Genomic DNA, 20,801 nt, shown 5'->3' with positions numbered 1-20,801 from the left:
TCCCGCGATCCTGCCATCGCGGCGCCGGGCGGACTAGACGGCCGGCACCCTTCACGCGGGTGGTGTGCACCCCCGCGCGGCAGGCCAGACGGCACGATTGGCGCGCCGTGCGAACGCTCATAGCCTCGGTCTCATGGTCATCGACACGCGCGAGCAGCCCATGCCGCAAAGCGCGGCGGCACCCTCGCCGTTCACGCCGATCGCGGACTACGCGTTCCTGTCGGACTGCCACACGGGAGCGCTCGTCGCCCCCGACGGCACGATCGACTGGCTGTGCATCCCGCGCTTCGACGCGCCCAGCGTCTTCGGCAGCCTGCTCGATCGTCAGGCCGGAGGACTCCGGCTCGGCCCGTTCGGCGTGAACGTCCCGACGACGCGGTCATACGAGCCCGGCACGAACGTGCTGGTCACGACGTGGCACGCCCCGGGCGGCTGGGTGGTGGTCCGCGACGCGCTGACCATGGGCCCACGGCGCGGCACCGACTCCATCACGCCTCACACCCGCCCTCCCGCCGACGACGACGCCGACCACATGCTCGTGCGCGTCGTGTCGTGCATCGACGGCGCCGTCGAGATCGAGCTGCTGTGCGAGCCGGTCTTCGACTACGGCCGCGCCACGGCCGTATGGACCCCTGCGGGCGGAGGAGCCGACGCGACGGGAGGCGAGCTGCCGATCCGCCTGCGGACCGACATGTCGCTCGGGGTGGAGGGCGCCGGCGTGCGTGCCCGGCACGTCCTGCGCGCGGGCGAGCGCCTGTACTGCTCGCTCTCGTGGGACGCGGCCGCCGCCGTACCGGCGGACGCGGGCGAAGCCGAGGAGCGGCTGGCCGCGACCTGCCGGTTCTGGCGCGGCTGGATCGACCGATCGCGGCCGGTCGATCATCGCTGGCGCGAGCCGATCGAGCGCTCGGCGCTCACGATCAAGGGCCTCACCTTCATGCCGACCGGCGCGACGGTCGCCGCACTCACGACGTCGCTGCCCGAGACTCCGGGCGGCGAGCGCAACTGGGACTACCGCTTCACCTGGATGCGCGACACCACCTTCACCCTCCGCGCGCTGCATTGGCTGAACCTCGACTGGGAGGCCGGGGAGTTCATGCAGTTCGTCGCAGACCTGGAGCCGAACGCCGACGGTGCGCTCCAGATCATGTACGGCATCGACGGGCGTCGCGACCTGACCGAATCGACGCGCGACGAGCTCTCGGGCTACGCCGGCGCGCGACCGGTCCGGATCGGCAACGGCGCGTTCGACCAGCGCCAGAACGACGTCTACGGCGCCGTGCTGGACTCGATCCTGCTCCACACCCGCCGCAGCCAGCGGCTTCCGCGGCGGCTGTGGCCGATCGTCGAATCGCAGGCCGAGTGCGCGACGCGCGATTGGCGCGAGCCCGACCAGGGCATCTGGGAGGCGCGCGGCGAGCCGCAGCACTACGTCTCCTCGAAGCTGATGGGCTGGGTCGCGCTCGACCGCGCCGCCAAGCTGGCGGCGATCGGCGGCGACGGCGACCGCGAGCGCGCCTGGCGCGCGACGGCCGACGAGATCCACGCCGACATCCTCGAGCACGGCATGAGCGAGCGCGGCGTCCTGCGCCAGCACTACGCCACGGATGCGCTCGACGCCTCGACGCTGCTCGCCGCGCTGTTCGGCTTCCTCCCGGCCGACGACCCCCGGCTGCAGGCGACCGTGAACGCGATCGCCGACGAGCTGACTGAGGACGGCTTCGTGCTGCGCTATCGCACCGAGGAGACCGACGACGGCCTGTGCGGCAAGGAGGGCACGTTCATCATCTGCTCCTTCTGGCTGGTCTCGTCGCTGGCGATCATCGGCGAGCTCCAGCAGGCCCGGGATCTGATGGAGCGACTGCTCGGCATCGCCTCCCCGCTCGGCCTCTACGCGGAGGAGTTCGACACCGCGACGGGACGGCACCTGGGGAACTTCCCACAGGCGTTCTCCCACCTCGCGCTGCTCGAGGCGGCGGCGCGGATCATCCTCGCCGAGCGGCTGGACGAGTTCAGCTGACCTGCGTCACCGGCGGGCGTCAGTCCTGCTTGCGCGCGATCGCGTCGGCCAGCTCCTCCTTGCTCATGTTCGAGCGGCCTTCCACGCCGAGCTCCTTCGCGCGGTCGTAGAGCTCCTGCTTGGAGCTGCCCTGCACGTCGACGCCGCCGTGCGTGCGCTTCGGGCGGTCGCGCGCGGCCTTGCCGCCCTGCGCGGCCTGCGGGTCACTCGGGCCCTTGGAGTCCTTGAGCTCCCAGTGGTCGCCCTTCTTCTCCGCGATGTGCTTGACCGCCGCGAACGCGGTGCGGTGCGCGCGCTGCTCGGAGTCGTACTGGTCGTGCGCGCTGTCGAGCGCCTTCTCGTAGGTCCTTTGGACCTTCTTCGGCGAGCGCTCGAGCGTGCCGGGGAGATCTTCCTTCTTGGATGGCATGACAGTCGGCTACCCAGCATGGGCGGCGCACTTGCATGAACGCCGTCGTCAGCCGCGCGACGACGTCGCCGAGCCTAGGCCGCGCCGTCACGGCGGTTGACGAACACGCGGTCGAGCGCCGAGCGCAGCCCGACGGCGAGCGCGCCCATCAGCACGGCGCTGTCGGCCAGGCTCGAGAGCTCGACCTTGGGCGGATACGGGAGCCAGGCCGGGAGCAGCCGCCGCACGCCGTCGAGCAGCTCGGGATTGGCCCCGATGCCGCCCCCGAGGACCACGAGGCCGACGTCGGTCACGGCGGCCATCGGCACCAGATGGCGGGCGATCCGGCGCGCCTCCTCGGCCACCACCGCGCCGGCCACGGCGTCGCCGGCGCGCGCGGCGGCGAACACCGCGCGCGGGTCGTAGGGCGGCGTCAACGCCGTCACCGCTCCCTCAGCCAGCCGCGCCGCGAGCTCCGAGAACGCGCCCGCAGACGGGTCGAGCTCCTCCTCGCTGCCGGCGCGGACGTAGTCGAGCTCGCCGGCGGCGCCGTTCTGGCCGCGCTGGAGCTCGCCCCGGAGCACCAGGCCCGCGCCGAGCCCGGTGCCGATCGAGAGCACGACGTAGTTGTCCACCCCGCGCGCAACGCCGTCGCGCCCCTCGCCGAGCGCGGCGAGGTTGACGTCGTTCTCCACCGTGACGGCGTGGCCGAGGCGCACGGCCAGCTCCTCGCCGAAGCGGCGGCCGTCGAGCCCCTCGACGTTGCTCGCGAGCCGGATCGTCCCCGTGGCCGCCTCGACGACACCGGGGACGCCGACGACCACCGCGTCGATCAGCCGCGAGGGAAGGCCGGCCGCGTCGACGAGCTGATCGCGCATGCGCACGATGGCGTCGAGCACCTCGTCGGCATGCGCGCCCGCGAGCTCGTCGTCGCGGCGCGCACGCATCGTCCCCGAGAGGTCCCCGATCGCCCCACGCAAGAAGTGCGCGCCGACGTCGATGCCGAGCACCAGCGCCGCCTCGTCGACGGGCTCGAAGTAGACGGCGCCGTAGCGCGGTCCGGGCGGCCTCGCCGAGGACTCGCGCACCAGCCCCGCGTCGAGCAGCGCCTGCAGCGCGAGCGACACCGTCGGCTTGGAGATGCGCGCCCGCCGCGAGATCTCGGCGCGCGAGATCGGCGCGCCGGCACGGATCGTGCCGAGCACCGTCTCCTCGTTGAGCCGCTTGAGCAGCGTCGGCGTCGCGGCGGGGCGCGGGGCGTGCATCTGGGCCGGGTCAGCCGAGCCGGGCGCCGCTGATCGGATCGAACAGGTGGGCCTCGCCGGCGACCGGTCGCAGCGCGACGCGCGCACCCCGCTCGGGCGCGCGGCGCGCGCTCGAGCGCGCCACGAGCTTGCGCTCGACGCCGCCGATCGTCGTCACGCAGAACACGTACGCGTCCGCGCCGATGTCCTCGACCACCTGGACCTCGGCGCTGATGCCCTCCGGCGCGAGCTCGAGCGACTCGGGCCGGACGCCGACCACGAGGTCGCTCCAGCCGCCCGCCGAGGACGCGGCGCGCACGTCGTCGGGCAGCGGCACGTCGACGCCACCCAGCGACACGGAGCCGTTCTCACCGAGCGGGACGTCGAGGAAGTTCATCGCCGGCGAGCCGATGAAGCCCGCGACGAAGCGGTTGGCCGGCCGGTCATAGAGCACGCGCGGCGCGTCGCACTGCTGCAGGTGGCCGTTGTGCAGCACGGCCACGCGATGGCCGAGCGTCATCGCCTCCGATTGGTCATGCGTGACGTAGACGGTCGTGACGCCGAGGCGCGACTGCAGCGCGGCGATGTCGGCGCGCATCTGCACGCGCAGCTTGGCGTCGAGGTTCGACAGCGGCTCGTCCATCAGGAACACGCTCGCATCGCGCACGATCGCGCGACCCATGGCGACGCGCTGGCGCTGGCCGCCCGAGAGCTGCCCGGGCTTGCGCTCCAGGTACTCGGTGAGGCCCAGCATCGTGGCCGCCTCGTGCACGCGCCGTTCGCGCTCGGCCTTCTTGACGCCGGCGATCTTGAGCGGGAACGCGATGTTGGCGGCGACGCTGAGGTACGGGTAGAGCGCATAGTTCTGGAACACCATCGCGACGTCGCGCGCCTTCGGCGGGTCGTCGGTGACGTCGCGCTCGCCGATGTGGATCGCGCCGCCGTCGACCTCCTCGAGCCCCGCGAGCATCCGCAACGCCGTCGTCTTGCCCGAGCCGGACGGGCCGACGAGCACGAGCAGCTCGCCGTCGGAGATCCGCAGGTCCAGCGCGGCCACCGCCGGCGCGTCGGTGCCGGGGTAGATCCGCGTCGCCCGCTCGTAGCGGACCTCAGCCATGGAACACCTCCGCCAGGCGGTCGTCGGGTTGCAGCTCGCGGCGCAGGCGCTCGCGAGCCGAAGCCGGAGCGCCGAGCCGGTCCAGCGCGAGCAGGGCGGCGCCGACCACGGGCGGCGCGTCGACCACGCTGGTGACCAGCGGCACGCCGAGCACGGCGAGGCCGGCGTTCACGGCGCCGAGCAGGAGCGGGTCGCGGGCGCGCAGGATCCCGCCGCCGAGCAGGACCTCGGCCGGCTCTCCGAGCGGGCCGATCCGCTCCAGCGCGACGCGCACGAGCGCCACGATCTCGGCGGCGAGCCGGTCGACCAGCTGCGCGGCGACGCGATCGGAGGCCGCCTCGGCGAGCACGATCGGCGCGAGCTCGACGAAGCGCCGCCGGCGCAGCTCGCCGCCGTGCACGGCCTCGGCGAGCGCGAGCAGCGAGCCGGCGCCGAAGTGCGCCGCCACCCGCCGCTCCAGCGACGTCCGCGGGCCGCGCCCGTCCTCGCTGCGCGCCGCGGCAGAGATCGCGGCCTTGCCGAGGTCGTAGCCGCCGCCCCAGTCGCCCGTGATCTCGCCGAGCGCAGGGAACCACGCGCGCCGGCCGTCGGGTCCGACGCCGACGCAGTTGATCCCGGCGCCGCACACCACGGCGACGCCCCAGCCGCGGTCGGTGCCGGCGCGCAACAGGGCGAACGTGTCGTTGCCGACCTCCACCACGCGCGCCCAGCCGCGCCGCTCGATCCGTTCGCGCGCGACGGTGACCTCGCGCGGGAAGTCGACGCCCGCGAGCCGCAGGTCGGCGATCGCGATCTCGGGGCGCGCGCCGCCGTCGAGGCCAGCGACCGCCAGCGCCTCGCCGAGCAGCGCCTCGATCCGGTCCAGCGCGCCCTCGACGCCGTGCTCGTGCGGCGAGCTGCCGGGGCCGCGCACGAATGCGAGCACCTCGCCCTCGGCCGAGAGCACCGCGAGGTCCGTCTTGGCGTTCCCGCCGTCGACGGCGAGCAGCAGGCCCGTCATCGCGCCGCCGTGGCCAGCAGGGGGTCGAGCAGCCCGTCGACCTTGTCGAGCTGGCCGATCAGCGGATGGGCGAGCAGCGCCTTGCGGGCGACGACCGGGTCGCTCGTCAGCGCCGCTTGGACGGTCAGGCGCTCGTAGGCGGCGACGTGCTGTACGAGCCCGAGCAGCTCCGGCGCCAGCGGCGCCTGCGAGAGCGGCGCCGGGCCGGTGGCGTCGACCCGCGCCGGGACCTCCACCACGTCGTCGTCGGCGAGCCCGGCGAGCGTCCCGCGGTTGCGCGTGTCGACGACGTGCACGGCGCCGTCGCCGGAGATCAGCGAGCCGACCAGGCCCACCGCCGCCTCGCTGTAGAAGGCGCCGCCGCGGCGCTCGAGCAGCTCCGGCTTGGTGTCCAGCGATTCGTCGCGGTACATGGCGAGCAGCGTGCGCTCGATCTCGGCCACCGTCTGCGCGCGCGGGACGCCGGTTCGCTGCTCCTCCAGCACGCGGTCATGCGCGTAGAAGTAGCGCAGGTAGTAGGAGGGAACCGCGCCGAGCTCGTCGAGCAGGCGCCGGGGCAGGGCGACCGCCGCCGCCAGCTCGTCGCCGTGCCGGGCCAGCAGGTCCGGCAGGACGTCCGTGCCGTCGAGCCGCACGGCGCGAATCCACGTCAGGTGGTTGAGGCCGACCTGGTCGATCAGGATCCGCTCGGGCGCGACGTCGAGCATCCGCGCGATCGAGCGCTGGAATCCGATCGCGACGTTGCACAGCCCGACGGCGCGATGGCCGGCGTCCAGCAGTGCGCGCGTGACGATGCCGACGGGGTTGGTGAAGTCGACGATCCACGCGTCCGGCGCCGCGCGCTCCACCACGCGCTCGGCCAGCTCGAGCACGATCGGCACCGTGCGCATCGCCTTGGCGAAGCCGCCGGCGCCGGTCGTCTCCTGGCCGATGCAGCCGCAGCGCAGCGGCACCGTCTCGTCCTGCAGGCGCGCGCCCTGGCCGCCCACGCGGATCTGCAGGAGCACGAACGAGGCGCCGTCGAGCGCGGCGTCGAGGTCACCTGTGCGCATGAGTGCGCCGCCGTAGCCCGCGCGGTCGAGCATCCGCCGCGCGAGCGCGGCGACGACCTCCAAGCGGCCGGCGTCGAGGTCGTGCAGCGCAAGCTCGTCGACGGCGCCGAGCGCCGTCACCTTCGAGACGAGCTCGGGCGTGTAGGTCGAGCCCGCGCCGATCACGGCCAGCTTCATCCCTTCACCCCCGTGAGGGTGACGCCCTCGACGAACGCGCGCTGGGCGAGGAAGAACAGCACGATCACGGGCGCCATCACCAGCAGCGTCGCGGCCATCGTGAGGTTCCACTGCACCTGGTGCAACGAACGGAACTCCGACAGTCCGATCGACAGCACCCAGTGGTGCGCGGTCTGGCCCGTGTAGAGCAGCGGCAGGAAGAAGTCGTTGAACGTGTACAGGAACGAGAACAGCGCGACGGCGGCGATCGCCGGCTTGGCGAGCCGCACCACGACCGTGGCGATGATCCGCAGCTCGCCGCAGCCGTCGACGCGGGCGGCGTCGATGTACTCCTCGGGGATGGTGAGGAAGAACTGGCGCAGCAGGAAGATCGAGAACGCGTCGCCGAACCAGTTGGGGATGATCACCGGCCACAGCGTCCCGATGAAGTCGATCCCGAACGGGTGGATCTTCGACCACATCACGTACAGCGGGACGACGGTGACCTGCGGCGGGAGCATCAGCGCCACGAGCACGATCACGAACGCGACCTCGCGCCCGCGCCAGCGCAGCCTGGCCAGCGCATAGGCGACCGGCACGCTTGAGATCAGCAGGCCGAGCGTCGCCAGCACCGAGTACATGAGCGTGTTCAGCGTCCAGCGCCACATCGGCGCCGTGGTGAACACGTCCTTGAAGTTGTGCCACGCGAACGGGTGCGGCCACAGGCGCGACGAGAGCGCCTGCTCGTTGCTCATCAACGCGGTCAAGGCGATGAAGACGATCGGGGCCAGGAAGGCGATCGCGGCGGCGATCAGCAGGCTGTGGTCGGCGACCGCGATCAGCAGCTTGCGCCGGCGCACGGCGGCCGGTGGCCGCCGGCGGACGAATTCCGCGGCGGCCGGGGCGTCGAGCTCGACGGCGGTCATCGCGTCCCTCCGTGCACCCAGCGGCGCGAGTTGATCACGATCACGAGCGTGAACGCGAACGACACGACCAGCAGGACCATCGCGATCGCCGACGCGTAGCCCATCTGGAAGTCGTTGAAGCCGTGCTGGTAGAGGAGCACCGGGTAGAACAGCGTCGAGTCCTTCGGGTAACCGAGGTTCACCGACGTCACGTCCGCCGCCTGCGACGCCTGCCCGGCGGCGACGCCCGCCGCGACGTAGGCCTGGGTGAAGTACTGCAGCCCGAGGATGACGCCGTAGACGGCGGAGAACATGATCACCGGGCTGATCGACGGCAGCGTGACGTAGATCAGCCGCTTGAACGCGCCCGCGCCGTCGAGCTGGGCCGACTCATACAGCGTGCGCGGGACGTCGAGCACCGCGGCGAGGAAGATCACCATCGTGTTGCCGATGCCCCACAGCGCCAGCATCGTCAGCGCCGGCTTGGACCACGACGGGTCCTGGAACCACAGCGGCCCCTGGATGCCGAGGTGGCCGAGGATGACGTTCACCGGCCCCGTGCCCGGGTTGAGTATGAACACGAATCCGAGCGTCGCGGCGACCGGCGGCGCGAGCGCCGGCAGATAGAAGATCGTGCGGAAGACGCCCGCGCCCGAGCGCGCCCGCGCGAGCAGCAGCGCGATGCCGAACGCGAACAGCACCTGCAGCGGCACCATGATGCAGATCACCCACAGCGTGTTCTTGATCGCCGTCCACACCTGCGGGTCCTTGGAGAACATGAACTTGTAGTTCGCCAACCCGATCCAGCGCGGCGCCGACAGCAGGTCGTAGTGCGTGAACGACAGGTAGAGGTTCATGACCAGCGGATAGCCGAAGAACACGCTGAAGCCGACGATCCACGGGCTCATCAACAGCAGGACGACGCGGCGCCGCCGCCACGCCGCCCTGCGGCGGGCGCGCCGCCGCTCAGGGGTGGCGACGGCGGCCCATGCCTTTGCGTCCGATCCGGCCATCGCGGCCTACGGCGCGCCCTTGGCCTGCGCGACCTGCGCGTCGAGCTGCTTGTCGAGGGCGGTCAGGCCGCCCTGGAGGTCACCGACGCCGCCGCCCTGCCACTTGGTGGCGAACGCCTGCACGAGGTTGGTGTAGGCGACGCCCGAGGCCATGATCGGCGAGGTGCCGGACTTCGGGTTCGAGAAGATCTTCAGGAACGTCGCGAAGTGCTCGTCCGGCGTCAGCTCCGACGAGGTCGTCGACTCGGTCGTCGACGGCACGTTGCGCAGGCCGTTCGAGAGCATGGCGAGAGCGTGCGTGTCGGTCGTCAGCCACTTGACGAGCTGCCACGCCGCGGCTGTGTTCTTGCCGTTGCGCGGGATCCCGATGATCGTCCCGTTGATGTAGCCCGAGCCGTACAGGTCCGGCGTGGCGTCGTCGACCGCCATCGGCGCGGTGCCGTAGTCGAGGTCCGGGTGCTCGTCCTGGATGAACGCGACGCGCCACTCGCCGTCGAGGTTCATCGCGACCTTGCCGACCTCGAAGGCGTTGGACGCGGAGAACTCGTCGCCGAGCCCCGACTGGAAGCGGACGAGGTTCTTGTATCCGTAGAAGTCGATCAGGCTCTTCTGCCACTGCAGCCACTTCGTCCACGCCTGCTGCTTGGAGAGGATCGCGTGACCCTGCCCGTCGACGTACTTGCCGCCGTATGCCTGGATCCAGCGTTCCGGGACGTTCTCGTAGAAGCCGATGAACGGGTCGATCCCGATCTGCTTGAGCGTGCCGTCGGAGTTGCGGATCGTGAGCTTCTTCGCGTCCTCGGTGAGCTCGGACAGCGTCTTCGGCGGATCGGTGATGCCGGCCTTCTTGAACAGCGTCTTGTTGTAGTAGAGGCCGTAGGTGTCGGCGAGCAGCGGCAGCGCGCACTTCTTGCCGTCATATTGGGTGTAGTAGTTGGTCGCCGCCGGGAAGGCGTCGGTGCCGATGCCGGACGCCTTGAGCAGCGGATTGAGGTCGATCCAGCCGCCGGTGCCGCAGTAGACGCCGACGTTGTAGGAGTTGAACGAGCTGACGACGTCCGGCGCGTTGCCGGCGCGGATCGCGGCGACGATCTTGTTGTCGTTGATCCCTCCGGTCACGTTGACGGTGACCTTCGGGTGCAGCTTGGTGTATTCGGCCGCCACCGACTTGAACACCTTCAGCTCGCGCGCGCTCCAGCCGACCCAGACGTCCAGCGTCACGGGCTTGTCGGGCGTCGCCTGCGCGGCCTTGCCGGTGCTGCTCGCGTTGCCGGAGTCCTTGGAGCCGCCTCCCCCGCAGCCCACGATCACGGCGGCCGTGCATCCAAGCGCCGCAGCCGCCGTCGCCACACGTCTCATCACTCGACTCGACCTCCTCCCCAGAAGGTGTTAGGGCCGCTGACGAGATCACCCCGTAAGCGCCCGGCGGCACGCGAGTCAAAACCTCGGCGGGCGGGCGACCGAACGCGACGGGCGGGCGTCGCATGGCCTAGTCGAGGCGAGACGATACACCGCGGCTAGCAGATAGTAAAGCTTCCTAATGAAACCGCTCGCCTGCGGCGAGTCCGCGCATCCTCGGCCCGCGCCGTCGCCGCTCGGGCGGTCCCCGCGTCCGCCGGAGTCTCAGGAAGGCAGGCGCTCGAGCAGCACGTACACGCCGTGCTCGCCGGCCGCATGGAAGCCGAGGCGCTCGTACAGCCTCCGCGCCCGATTGTTGACCTCGACGTGGATGGACAGCTTGCGGGCGCTCGCCTGCGCCTCGGCGATCAGCGAGCGCAACAGGCCGCCGCCGATCCCGCGGCCGCGGTAGGCCGGCGCCAGCGCGACGTCCATGATCCGGATGTCGCGCGGACCGCGGTGCACATACAACCTCCCGGCGCGCTCGCCGTCGATCTCGATCACGTCGAGCGTCGCCCCGGGGTAGTGCTGCCGGTAGTGCGCGTCCTGCGCGGCGAACTGCTGCGCGATGAACGTCCGTCTGGCGGCGTCGCCCCACGGCAGGTGCGCGAGCTCGGGCTCCCGTACGCCGGCATAGAGGTCCACGAGGAACGCTCGATCGTCGGCGGTCACCGGCCTCAGGCGGGCGTCCACTAGGTGCGCGGCGGATACACGCCCTGAAGGGCGATGTTGAAGTAGAAGGTCAGGTACGGCTGCAGGTTGTTGTGCGGCTGGTCGCCGCCGATGGGGCTCAGCGCCTCCGGGGCGAGCTGGGTGTTCGCCGAGGCCTGGTAGAGCGTGCCTCCCGAAGACTGGGCCCACGAGGCGCTCCCGCTCGGGACGTTCGTGTCCGCGACGTCGATGGCGTCCCCGCGCGCCGCGTGCGTGTGCGCGGGCAGCTCGGACTCGAGCAGCGTCACCGTCTCGGCACCGCCGGTCTCGCCGAGATCGTGCAGGCTCAGCCCCGGCCCCTGACCCGGGTGCATCGGGGACCGGCCCTGCAGATCGGGCAGCGCGAAGTTCGACTTGCCGTCTCCGCCGTACGTCGTCCCGAGCAGCGAGAAAAGCGCGGTGTTCTGAGAGACCGGCATGAGCTGGCCGTCGCACCACGCCCAGCCCTTGGGAGCGAAGTCGAACGGGAAGATCCGGATCTCAGCCATGAATGGGTCGGCCACGGTCCTCTCTCCTAGGTCGGGCTCGGGAAGATCCCGAAGAGCGAGATGATGAAGTTGACGCAGAGATACGGCTGGAAGTTGGTGTGCGGCCGGCTGCCGCCGACGGTGCCGACCGCGGCGGCATTGAAGCTGCCGGACGGCGCGTCGTTGATGTAGGGCGTGACGTTGAAGGACTGCGCCGGCAGCGCGCCGGCAGGACTGGTCTGGCTGCCCCTCGCGCCACCGACCGCGATCTGCGGGTGTGAGTGGGCGGGAAGCTGCGCCACCGACAGCGTGATCTCCTCGGCGCCGCCCGTCTCGGCGAGGACGAAGCCGTTGCCCTGGTGCAACGGGAGCCGCCCGCGTAGGTCGGGCAGCGCGAACGTGCTCTGGCCGTCCCCACCGTATGTCGTGCCGATGAGCTGGAAGAGCGTCTCGTTCTCGGAGATGGGGAGCTGCTGTCCTTCGCAGAACATCCAGCCGGCCGGCGCGAAGTTCCCGGCGAACATCCGGATCTCTCCGACGTATGGCTGTGCCATTGCTCGAGCTCCTCAGTTCTGAGACGGGAAGATGCCCTGCAGGGCGACGCAGAAGCTGAGTGTCAGGAACGGCTGCATGTTCACGTGCGCCTGGGTGCCGCCGATCGGCGCGATCGAGTCAGGCCGAAGCGATGTGAGGGCTCCCCCATTCGGCGCCGCGTAGACATTGTTGCCCCCGCCGAGGAAGTTGTTGCTCGGTGATGCCGAGCCGCCCGTCGCGGCGGAATTGGCGGCGACGGTGTGGGTGTGGCCGGGCGTCTCCGCGAGCGAGAGCGTGTGCGCCTGCTCCCCGCCCCGCTCCCCCAGCGTGTGGCCCGAGCCGGCATGGACCGGCGCTCTCGCCCGCAGATCCGGCAGCCCGAAGTTCACCCGCCCGTCGCCGCCGAATGTCGTTCCCAGCAGGGCGAACAGCGCCTGGTTCTGGTTGATCGGCAACAGCTGCCCGTTGCAGAGGGCCCAGCCCTTGGGAGCGAACGAGAATGACATGAGCCTGATCTCGGAGAGGAAGGGTTCGGCCATGCGCGTGTCTCCTTGGGCGATCCTACGGGCAGCTGCCGCCGGCGCCGGTGAAGCCGCCGCCGGGTGGTGAGTTGACGCTCGCGATGACGCTCGGGCCACCAAAGGGATTGTTGGCCGCGACGAAGCTCTGCACGGCGTTGGCGTCGGTCGCCGCGCCGGCGTATCCGGGCAGGCGGATCGTCGTGCTCTGGCGCTGGCGCAGACGCACGTCCTGGCCGCCGCCGACTGACGGCACGCCGTCGGCGCCGCTCGTCGCCAGCGAGTTCGCGAGCGCCCCGGGGCCGCCGATCAGCGTGCACGCCTGGTAGGCGTCGCCGGGGACCGTCCCGACATTGAGGTGGATGCCGTTCTTCGGGATCGTGATCGTCCCCGCGGTGTCGCCCGGCTGGCTGATCGTGTTCCCGGTGATCGTGGCGCTGATCGTTCCGGGCTGCGCGGTCGCCCCGCCCCCGGCGAGCAGCTCGACGCCGTTGTTGTTGTAGCCGAAGATCGAGTTGCCGGTGACCGCCCATGTCATCGTCCCCTGGCCGACGGTCTGGAGCTTCAGCGCCGACCCTTCCTTGGAACCGGAGTTGCCGACGCCCGAGACTCCGATGGCATTGTTCGCGAACGTGCCCGTCTGGGTCGATGGGCCGGTCGTCTTGACGGCCAGGATGCCGGGTCCGACGGCGTCGCGGAACGTGTTGTTCGTAATGGTCATCGTCGTATTGCCGCCCGCGCCGTCGTTGGAGAGCGTCAGTCCGCCGCCGCCGGTCGCGATCGCCGGGTGGTTGTTGGAGAACGCGTTGCCGGTCAGCACGAGGTCACCCGCTCCCGTGCCGTTGTGCTCATAGTCGACGAGGTCGCCGGCCGCGCCCGTGAATGTGCTGTTCTGGATCGTCGCCTTCAACGTCCCGGCGGTGGCGCTCGATCGGAGACCGATCCCGTCGTTGCCGCCCGCGGTGCTGTTGAGACCGATGTTCACGTTGTCGAACGTGATCCGGTCGAGCGACCCCGTCGCGTTGTGGACCCGGAAGTTGTCCTCGTAGCCGCCGCTCACCGCGGTGTCGGTGACCGACGCCGAGCCGGTGAGGTCGTCGAACCACACGCTCGAGTCGTCGAACGGCGTCGTGCCGTTGGTGCCGTTGGTGCCGTCGATGACGCTGCCGGCGAGCGTGAGGCCGGCGACGTCGGTGCCGCGGATCGCGTAGTTGCTGTTGTCGTGGATCCACATCCGCGTCAGCGAGGGCGCGGTCGTGTCCTTGAGCACGATGCCCGTGCCCACCGGCGCCGCCGACGAGTCGTCGGCGCCGGTGGAGCTCTGGATCTGCCCGCCCGAGCAGCCGCTCGTGTTCGCCGCCGTGCAGGTGCCGCCGTTGCCGGTCACGACGAGGCCGCCGCTCGAACCTGTCGTGTCGAGCTTGATGCCGTTCGCGGCTCCGTTGGCGGAGATGCTCCGGAACGTGAGGCCGCTCGAGCCGATCGTCGTGCCCACGACGTCGAGCGCCCTCCCGGTCGTCGTGGCGAGCGTGTTCGCGGACCCCGTGACGTTCACCGTCCCGCCCCCGGTCGCGACGAATGCGCTGCTGGCGCCGGTGTTGGCCGTGACGCCGCCGCTGAGGTTGATCGTGGCGCCGGTGTTCGAGCTGAGGCTGATGCCGGTGCCGGTGTCGCTGATCGCGCCAGTCAAGGTCGTCGTTCCGCCGCCACGGTTGGAGATCGAGACGGAGTGGCCGGCGCTCGTGGTGACGTCGGCGCCGATGTTGATCGCCCCGCCGGCGGCGCCGCTGAGCGCGAGCCCGCCGCCGCCGTTGCCCGAGATCGCCGTATTGGCGCCGTAGCTGAGCGTGCCGATCGAGCTGCCGCTCACGCCTGCGCCGGAGGCGCCGGTGACATTGACCCGCTGGATCGTGTTGCCGTCGGCGAGGGTCAGCCCCGTGCCGCCGCCGTTGGTGAGCGTGGGGTTGGCGCCTCCGCCGGCGACGAGGTTCGACGTGCGGGAGAGGCTGTCGGTGATCGACAGTCCCTGCGGCTCGCCGACGAGGCGCTGACCGCCCTCGAGCACGAAGCCGGCCGAGGTGGCGTTGCCGCTGCCTTGGTAGACGAAGATGACGTCCCCGATCCCGTCGAGCCCGTCCGAGGCGCCGCCGCTGCTGAGCGGGGCGAGCGAGCTCAACGGGGCACGCGACGTGCCGTCGCCCGCGCTCGCGCCGGGGTTCACGAACCACACCCTCGGGCCGATGACGTCGATCGTCACCGTCGCGGTGCCCGTGCGGGCCGGCGTGTCGTTGTCGTGGACCGTGTAGCCGAACGTGTCGGCGCCGGTGAAGCCGGGCGGCGGCGTGTAGCTGAACGTCCCGTCCGAATTGACGGCGACGACCCCGCCCTGCGCGCTCGACGAGCCCGCGGTGGCCGTCAGGCTCGCGTGCGCCGTGTCGGGATCGACGTCGTTGCCGAGCAGGTTCCCCGTGACCGGGACATCCGGGCCGGACGGCGACGTCGAGACGGCGAGCGTGACGCCGGCGAGCGCGCTGCTCGCGCCGTTGAAGGCGTCGGCGACGGGGACCGGCGAGTCGTTGGACGCCGTCACGGTGACATCGCGTGTCTGCAGGTTGCCGGCATGGTTCGACGACTGGCCGTCGTCCACCTGGAACGTGACCGTCCGCGTCGTCGCGCTCGGCGTGTCGGAGCTGTCCGAATACTTGACCGAGCGCAGCGCCGCCTGGTAGTTCGCAACGCTTGAAGAACCGCTGAGCGAGAGGAGGCACGTGCCGGCCGTGTAGCTGCCGCCGATGCCGTTCTGACCGGAGAAGACGAGCAGGTCCTCGCCCGGCCGGCAGTTGCCGGCGATCTGAACGGTCGCGCCCGCCAGGTTGGCGCTGTCGGGATCGGCGATCGTGAGCGCCCCGGTGATCTGGCTCTGGCTCGGCGGCGAGTCCACGCTCTCGACGTAGCTGAGGGCCGCCGGCTCGATCCCTGCCAGGGCCGGCGGATCGTTCACCGCCGTCACCGCGATCACGCGCGTCGCCGGGGCGCTCGTGCCGCCGTCGCCGTCGGTGAGCACGAAGCGCGCGGTCCGCGTCGCCGTCGACGGGTCGTCCGAGACGTTGCGGTAGGTGATGTCGCGTACGAGCGCCCGCGTGGCGGCGGCGTCGGCGGCCGCGTCGAGCGTGACTACCAGCGGCGTCGTGCCGCTGCCGCCGGTGAAGCTGCCGATCGTCGCTCCGCCGAACGTCACGCCGGATCCCGAGACGCCGATCTGCCCCGCGCCCGTACCCTGGTCGCGGATCTCGAGGCGATCGTCGATCGTCCCGCCGGCGCTGTAGTCGACCGTCAGCGTGCCGGTGTCGAAGTCCGGCGAATCGACGTCGCTGACGGTCGTGCTCGCGGTGACCGGCGTCGCGGGATCGTTCTCGGCATAGGTCAGCGCGGCCCCTTCGATGCTCTGGAGCTCGGGGGCGTCGTCGACGGCGGTGACGGTGATGCTCACCGTCGCGGGGCCGGAGTCGACACGACCGTCGCCGGCGGTGAAGGCGAAGCCGTCGGGACCGGCGTAGTCGAGGCCGGGCGTGTACGTCACATCGGCGGTGCAGGTGTCGGGCGTGCCGTGATCGCACGTCACCGCCCCGACCGGGCCCAGCGATCCATTGGACGGCTGGGTCGCGATCGCGAAGCTCAGCGGATCGTCGCCGTCGGCGTCGCTCGCGGACAGCGTGATCGTCTTCGCCGTGTCCTCGTTGGTGGTCGCCGACTGCGCCGCGGCCACCGGCGGCTGGTTGGGCGGCACGACGGTCAGCGCCAGCGTGTCGGTGTCGGTCAGCGGACCGCCGGCGCCGGTATGCGCGAGGTCGTCGGTGGTGAAGGTCACCGCGTCGGCGCCCGTGTACGCCGCGTCACTGTGGTACACGAGGCCGTTCGCGCCGGCGAGCGTCGCGTCGATCGCCGCCAAGCTCGCCGTGACCACGACCGTCGGGGTCGCGTTGCCCGTGACCTGCAGCGGCGCGACGCCGCCGAAGGTCGACGTGCTCACGGTCACCGTGCCGTGCGCGACCGAGAGGGTCAGTCGCACGTCGCCGCCGCCGGCGTCGACGTCCGAGATCGATGCGCCCGTGATCGGCGTGTCGGTGGCACGCACGGCGACGATCGAACCTGCCGGAAGCAGGTTGACCGGCGCGTCGTCGACCGCGTCGACCGCGATCGAAACGGTCGCGCCGCGCGACGTCCGCGGTGCCGAGCAGCCGGGACCGGGCGCGCCGCAATCGTCGGGATCGCCGCGGTCGGTGACCGTGTATGTGAAGCCGTCCGGACCGTTGTAGTCGGCGTCCGGCGTGTAAGTCCGGCCGGCTGCGCTTCCGCTCACATGGCCATGCGACGGGCCACTCGTGATCTGGTAGGTGAAGTTCGCGTCGCTCGTCTCGACGTCGGAGGCGAGCACGGCCAGATCGACCGCCCGCGACGCGTCCTCGTCGACGCTCACGCCGGCGTCGCTCGCCAGCGGCGCGTCGTTGACCGGATCGACCGTTATCGACACGGTCTGCGTGCTCGACGACCTCGGCGCGTCGCATGCCGGCGGCCCGCCGGCGCAGTCGTCCGGATCGCCGCGATCGGTCACCTTGTACGTGAAGCTGTCAGGCCCGCTGTAGTCGGCGTCGGGCTGATACGTCGGCGTCGCGCCGCCGCCGTCGAGGTGACCGTGCGCCGGATCGGCGACGATCTGATAGCCGAGATTCGCGTCGCTCGTCTCGAGATCGGACGCGAGCGCACCGAGATCGACCGCCCTCGGCGCGTCCTCGTTCAGGCTCACGCTCGCCGCCGTCGCCACCGGCGTGTCGTTGACCGGATCGACCGCGATCGCGACGGTCGCGGTCGTCGAGTCGCTCGTCCCGTCGTTGACCGTGTATGTGAAGCTGTCCGCCCCGTTGAAGTCCGCGTCCGGCGTGTAGACGACGCCGGCGGTGCAACTGCTGGGCGTCGCGCCATCGCACGTCGCCCTCGGCGCGTTCGTGTCGACGTGGCCGTGCCCGGGCGCCGACACGTGGAAGGTCAGCGCGCCTGCGTCCTGGTCGGCGCCCGACAGGGCGATCGCGCTCGACCCGTCCTCGGTGACGCCGGTGACCGACTTCGCGCCGGCCGCCGGCGGGTCATCGAGGTCGTTGACGGTGATCGTGAAGGCCTTCTCGAAGGTCGCGCCGGCGCCGTCCTTGGCCTGGACGCGGATCGAATAGCTGTGCTTGGCCTCGTAGTCGAAGACCGCGTTCGTCTCGAGCGTCGAGCCGGCGATCGTGAAGGCGGCGTTGTCGGCGCCGCCGGCCACGAGCGTGAAGCTGTGTCGGTCGCGGCGGTCGCGATCGACCGCGCGCAGCGTCCCGACCGTCGTCCCGGCGGGCTGGTTCTCCGGGACGCTCTGGTTCGACAGCAGGATGTCGCTCGGCGCGTGCTTGCGCGCCCGCGGCGGCGGCGTCTTCTGCTTGATCACCTCGCAGTCGGACGCGACGCGGTCGAGGGCGTCCGCGCGCGCCGTGTCGCTGCGGCCGCCACCACAGCGCGAGGTGTCGGCGAAGCGCGCGGAGTCGCGAGCGTCGAGCCGGTCATTGCCCGCTCCGCCGACGAGCGTGTCGTCTCCGTCACCGCCGCGCAGCAGATCGCGGCCGTCACCGCCACGGAGCCGGTTCGCCCGGGCGTCGCCCACCAGCGTGTCGTCGCCGGCGCCGCCACGCACCTCTTCGACCTCGCCGCGCACGTCGTCGCCCTCGTTGCGAGCCCCGTCGTTCGCCGCGCGACCGATCGTGACGTCGATCGGCGCCTTGCGCGCCTGATAGTCCGCGATGTCCGCGCCGGGACCTCCCGACAGGACGTCGGGGCCGGCGCCGCCCTGGAGGAAGTCCTCGCCGGGGCCTCCGAAGAGCCGATCGGCGCCCCCGTACCCGTACAGGTGATCCTTGCCCGGACCGCCGTACAACGTGTCGTCGCCCGGACCGCCGAAGACGATGTCGGCCCCACCGCCGCCGCGCACCACGTCGTTGCCGCCGCGCGCGCAGATCACGTCGTCACTCGGCGTGCCGGCGAGCGTGTCGTTGCCCGGAGTGCCGACGATCGTGCACCTGGGCAGTGGCGAGGCGCTGGTCCACGCCTGAACCAGCGGCACGACGAGCAGGCACGACGCGACGGGCAACGCGAGGCTCGACGCGCTCAGCCACCAGAATTTCCGTGTGATCACCTGTGCTGGTCCTGACTCCGCGAGATCGGCAGAACGCTCAGGAGATTGGCGTTCACCGCCGCGGCGCGACGACCCTCCTGCATCCACGCGCCGATTGCAAGGGCCGCGCGCGGACAACCCGCCGGTGACTACCCGATCACGGCCTCGTAGCGCATGCCGCGCTCATCCGGGCCCAGCGGCACAAGGAACAGCTCGAACGCACCGAGCCGCGCATGGCGCAGCGCAAACGTCTGCTGAGGACGGGCGCGTTGCTCACCCTCGGCGTGGAAGAGCAGCGAGAACGGCGCCCGGCGCGCCCCGTCGGGGGCTCCATGGCGCGACGCCTCTGCTGACGTGAGGACCAGCTCGAAGCTCATCCCCGACGGTGTCATCGCCGCAAACCGCTCGCCGACGTGCGGGGCGAACGTCTCACAGGTGGCCGTGGCGATCACGCCGCCGGCCTCGTCCGTCGCTCACCGAATCTGTTCATCGATCCTCACTTTTACGCAATTTTCGCAAGCTGACAATGCCGCACGGCCCGTTGACAGGCCGTCGGCCGGGGACTAGCGTCCGGCCTGCAAGGTCAAGACATGCTGATCGAACCGAAATGCGGTTCACTGGTGTTGAAGCGGCCATGTTGATGAGCGTCGCATGATCAATACACATATCCAGATCATGATGGCCGCCGGATGACGCGGATCCTGTACTGGAACCTGCGCAACTTCACGCAGGCGAAGATCTACCGCAACGACAGCTGGGCGGGCTTCGTCGAGTCCCAGTCGCGCCTGGACCACATCCTCAACGAGGTCATCGCGCCGACCCCGCCGCCGGTGCTGCCTGCCAACTCGCCGCCACCGCCGGACCTGATCGTGATCGCCGAGGTCTACTCCCGCGTGCGCGAGGTGAGCTATCAGGGCAACGTGCTCAACCGCGCGTCCAGCGTCGGCCGGGGTGTGCTGATGCTGCTGGATCAGATCCGCAACAAGCTCGGCAACACGTGGTGCCTCGTCCCGCCGCTGATGCTCGGCGACCTCGGCATCCGCGAGGCGGTGGCGGTCTTCTACGACTCGACGTCGATCGGGTTCGCGGGCCCGTACGTGTGGTCGACGGACAACGGGCTCTCGCTCGCCCGAGAGGCGACCCCGGGGAACGTCGCGGCGATCGCGGACTATCCGGCGGACTGGCGCAACGCGATGCCGAATCCGGCGAACCCGATCACCGCCCTGCAACTGAACCGCACCTGGGCCGCGGGCGCCGTCCAGGTCCCGGAGTGGCGCGGCGCCGGGCAGTGGGAGCACCACACCGCCGGCGGCGTCCGGATCGACTTCCCCTACCCCCAGAGCCGCAGCCCGTTCTACACGCGGATGCGCGACATCGGCGGCGCTCGGACGCTCAACCTCTACACGGTCCACACGTCGCCCGCCTCGGCTGTGGCAGGGACGCGCAACATCGCGGACATCCCGGCGCTCGCGGCGGCGCCCGCCAACGAGGTCAACATCGTCGTCGGCGACTTCAACGTCGAGACGTTCAACATGAACGTCAACGGCGCCTACAGGCCGCTCGTGAACCTCAACTACTCGTGGCTGCTGGACCCTCGCGACGGGACCGGCAACATCAACGCCGCGCGCCACCCGTACTGCCTCACCCACCTGCTGCCCGTCGACCTGGCGACGCCGTTCAATGCCAACGGCGCGGCGCCTGATCCGCAGCACAACGTCTACCCGCGCTTCGGCTACCTCGGCGGCACGGCGATCAATCCGCGGAGGGCGACCGACAGCGGCTGCATCGACAACGTGTTCGTCCTCTACCCCGCGCCGGCGCCGGGGCACAACTTCAACACGACGATCGTCAACACGGTCGTGGGCAAGCCGTACGCCCCCCTGCCGCCGGCGCCTGCCGTCGCCGGTCTGACCGGCGGCTACGGCTACTCCAGCCGGCTGGCGGCGCCGGTCCCCCTCCCGGCCGGGGTCAATCCCGCCGCCGGCGCCGGCGGGTTCGCGACGTGGCCGAACTTCGGGCGGATCGCCGACGTGAGCGACCACATGGCGATCGTCTTCGATGTCTGACGAGCGGCGGAACCGG

The 20,801-nt window shown here is 71.1% G+C and carries 16 protein-coding genes; 2 read left to right on the top strand and 14 right to left on the bottom strand.

Features of this window, described 5'->3' with window-relative positions; genetic code table 11:
• Positions 1-133 precede the first annotated feature (133 nt).
• Positions 134-2,020: a glycoside hydrolase family 15 protein gene (locus H958_RS0124795; protein WP_028060618.1), complete on the top strand. Its 1,887-nt coding sequence runs from the start codon at positions 134-136 to the stop codon at positions 2,018-2,020.
• A 19-nt stretch (positions 2,021-2,039) separates the two neighbouring features.
• Here the strand turns inward: H958_RS0124795 and H958_RS0124790 are convergent, their stop codons facing one another.
• The 14 genes from H958_RS0124790 to H958_RS0124725 all read right to left on the bottom strand — a co-directional run bounded on the left by H958_RS0124790 (position 2,040) and on the right by H958_RS0124725 (position 19,171).
• On the bottom strand, positions 2,040-2,429 hold the full coding sequence (locus H958_RS0124790; RefSeq protein ID WP_028060617.1) for a ChaB family protein: 390 nt from the start codon (positions 2,427-2,429) through the stop codon (positions 2,040-2,042).
• A gap of 74 nt (positions 2,430-2,503) precedes the next feature.
• Positions 2,504-3,673, bottom strand: coding sequence for an ROK family transcriptional regulator (locus H958_RS0124785; RefSeq protein ID WP_037411440.1), 1,170 nt, complete (start codon positions 3,671-3,673; stop codon positions 2,504-2,506).
• 10 nt (positions 3,674-3,683) lie between these two features.
• Positions 3,684-4,769, bottom strand: a complete 1,086-nt coding sequence (locus H958_RS0124780) for an ABC transporter ATP-binding protein (protein ID WP_028060615.1) — start codon at positions 4,767-4,769, stop codon at positions 3,684-3,686.
• Positions 4,762-5,769: an N-acetylglucosamine kinase gene (locus H958_RS40145; protein ID WP_051324778.1), complete on the bottom strand. Its 1,008-nt coding sequence runs from the start codon at positions 5,767-5,769 to the stop codon at positions 4,762-4,764. Before H958_RS40145 ends, H958_RS0124780 begins: the two co-directional genes overlap by 8 nt.
• On the bottom strand, positions 5,766-6,998 hold the full coding sequence (locus H958_RS0124770) for a 6-phospho-beta-glucosidase (protein ID WP_028060614.1): 1,233 nt from the start codon (positions 6,996-6,998) through the stop codon (positions 5,766-5,768). Before H958_RS0124770 ends, H958_RS40145 begins: the two co-directional genes overlap by 4 nt.
• Positions 6,995-7,903: a carbohydrate ABC transporter permease gene (locus tag H958_RS0124765; protein ID WP_028060613.1), complete on the bottom strand. Its 909-nt coding sequence runs from the start codon at positions 7,901-7,903 to the stop codon at positions 6,995-6,997. The genes H958_RS0124770 and H958_RS0124765 overlap by 4 nt, the downstream gene beginning before the upstream one ends.
• Entirely contained in the window at positions 7,900-8,895 is a 996-nt protein-coding gene (locus H958_RS40140; protein WP_051324777.1) for a carbohydrate ABC transporter permease, read from the bottom strand. The genes H958_RS0124765 and H958_RS40140 overlap by 4 nt, the downstream gene beginning before the upstream one ends.
• A gap of 6 nt (positions 8,896-8,901) precedes the next feature.
• Positions 8,902-10,254: an extracellular solute-binding protein gene (locus H958_RS0124755; protein ID WP_028060612.1), complete on the bottom strand. Its 1,353-nt coding sequence runs from the start codon at positions 10,252-10,254 to the stop codon at positions 8,902-8,904.
• A 264-nt stretch (positions 10,255-10,518) separates the two neighbouring features.
• A complete protein-coding gene (locus tag H958_RS0124750; protein WP_028060611.1) occupies positions 10,519-10,986 on the bottom strand; it encodes a GNAT family N-acetyltransferase in 468 nt (155 codons plus the stop codon).
• The gene (locus tag H958_RS0124745) at positions 10,986-11,507 is read right to left on the bottom strand and encodes a phage tail protein (RefSeq protein ID WP_028060610.1); all 522 of its coding nucleotides are present in this window, start codon (positions 11,505-11,507) and stop codon (positions 10,986-10,988) included. The genes H958_RS0124750 and H958_RS0124745 overlap by 1 nt, the downstream gene beginning before the upstream one ends.
• Before the next feature lie 11 nt (positions 11,508-11,518).
• Positions 11,519-12,025, bottom strand: a complete 507-nt coding sequence (locus tag H958_RS0124740; protein WP_028060609.1) for a phage tail protein — start codon at positions 12,023-12,025, stop codon at positions 11,519-11,521.
• A 12-nt stretch (positions 12,026-12,037) separates the two neighbouring features.
• Positions 12,038-12,544 carry a phage tail protein gene (locus H958_RS0124735; protein ID WP_028060608.1) on the bottom strand — a complete coding sequence of 169 codons (507 nt, stop codon included), beginning with the start codon at positions 12,542-12,544 and terminating at the stop codon, positions 12,038-12,040.
• Between the two features lie 22 nt (positions 12,545-12,566).
• Positions 12,567-18,740: a tandem-95 repeat protein gene (locus H958_RS0124730; RefSeq protein WP_028060607.1), complete on the bottom strand. Its 6,174-nt coding sequence runs from the start codon at positions 18,738-18,740 to the stop codon at positions 12,567-12,569.
• A 128-nt stretch (positions 18,741-18,868) separates the two neighbouring features.
• Complete coding sequence (locus H958_RS0124725) at positions 18,869-19,171, bottom strand: DUF6916 family protein (RefSeq protein WP_028060606.1); 303 nt, start codon at positions 19,169-19,171, stop codon at positions 18,869-18,871.
• Positions 19,172-19,408: 237 nt separating this feature from the next.
• On the opposite strand from H958_RS0124725, the gene H958_RS0124720 reads away from it, so the two are divergent.
• Positions 19,409-20,785 (top strand): hypothetical protein, encoded by a 1,377-nt coding sequence (locus tag H958_RS0124720; RefSeq protein WP_028060605.1) that lies wholly within the window; start codon positions 19,409-19,411, stop codon positions 20,783-20,785.
• Positions 20,786-20,801 lie beyond the last annotated feature (16 nt).

Source organism: Candidatus Solirubrobacter pratensis, assembly GCF_000425945.1.
Taxonomy (GTDB): Bacteria; Actinomycetota; Thermoleophilia; order Solirubrobacterales; family Solirubrobacteraceae; genus Solirubrobacter; species Solirubrobacter pratensis.
Note: the sequence above shows the minus strand (reverse complement) of the source record. Positions and strands in the feature narration are given on the sequence as shown.

What these genes read in the sequence shown, in the direction of transcription:
- H958_RS0124795 (WP_028060618.1), top strand. Translation starts at nt 134, where the DNA reads ATGGTCATCGACACGCGCGAGCAGCCCATGCCGCAAAGCGCGGCGGCA.
- H958_RS0124790 (WP_028060617.1), bottom strand. Translation starts at nt 2,429, where the DNA reads ATGCCATCCAAGAAGGAAGATCTCCCCGGCACGCTCGAGCGCTCGCCG.
- H958_RS0124785 (WP_037411440.1), bottom strand. Translation starts at nt 3,673, where the DNA reads ATGCACGCCCCGCGCCCCGCCGCGACGCCGACGCTGCTCAAGCGGCTC.
- H958_RS0124780 (WP_028060615.1), bottom strand. Translation starts at nt 4,769, where the DNA reads ATGGCTGAGGTCCGCTACGAGCGGGCGACGCGGATCTACCCCGGCACC.
- H958_RS40145 (WP_051324778.1), bottom strand. Translation starts at nt 5,769, where the DNA reads ATGACGGGCCTGCTGCTCGCCGTCGACGGCGGGAACGCCAAGACGGAC.
- H958_RS0124770 (WP_028060614.1), bottom strand. Translation starts at nt 6,998, where the DNA reads ATGAAGCTGGCCGTGATCGGCGCGGGCTCGACCTACACGCCCGAGCTC.
- H958_RS0124765 (WP_028060613.1), bottom strand. Translation starts at nt 7,903, where the DNA reads ATGACCGCCGTCGAGCTCGACGCCCCGGCCGCCGCGGAATTCGTCCGC.
- H958_RS40140 (WP_051324777.1), bottom strand. Translation starts at nt 8,895, where the DNA reads ATGGCCGGATCGGACGCAAAGGCATGGGCCGCCGTCGCCACCCCTGAG.
- H958_RS0124755 (WP_028060612.1), bottom strand. Translation starts at nt 10,254, where the DNA reads ATGAGACGTGTGGCGACGGCGGCTGCGGCGCTTGGATGCACGGCCGCC.
- H958_RS0124740 (WP_028060609.1), bottom strand. Translation starts at nt 12,025, where the DNA reads ATGGCACAGCCATACGTCGGAGAGATCCGGATGTTCGCCGGGAACTTC.
- H958_RS0124735 (WP_028060608.1), bottom strand. Translation starts at nt 12,544, where the DNA reads ATGGCCGAACCCTTCCTCTCCGAGATCAGGCTCATGTCATTCTCGTTC.
- H958_RS0124720 (WP_028060605.1), top strand. Translation starts at nt 19,409, where the DNA reads ATGACGCGGATCCTGTACTGGAACCTGCGCAACTTCACGCAGGCGAAG.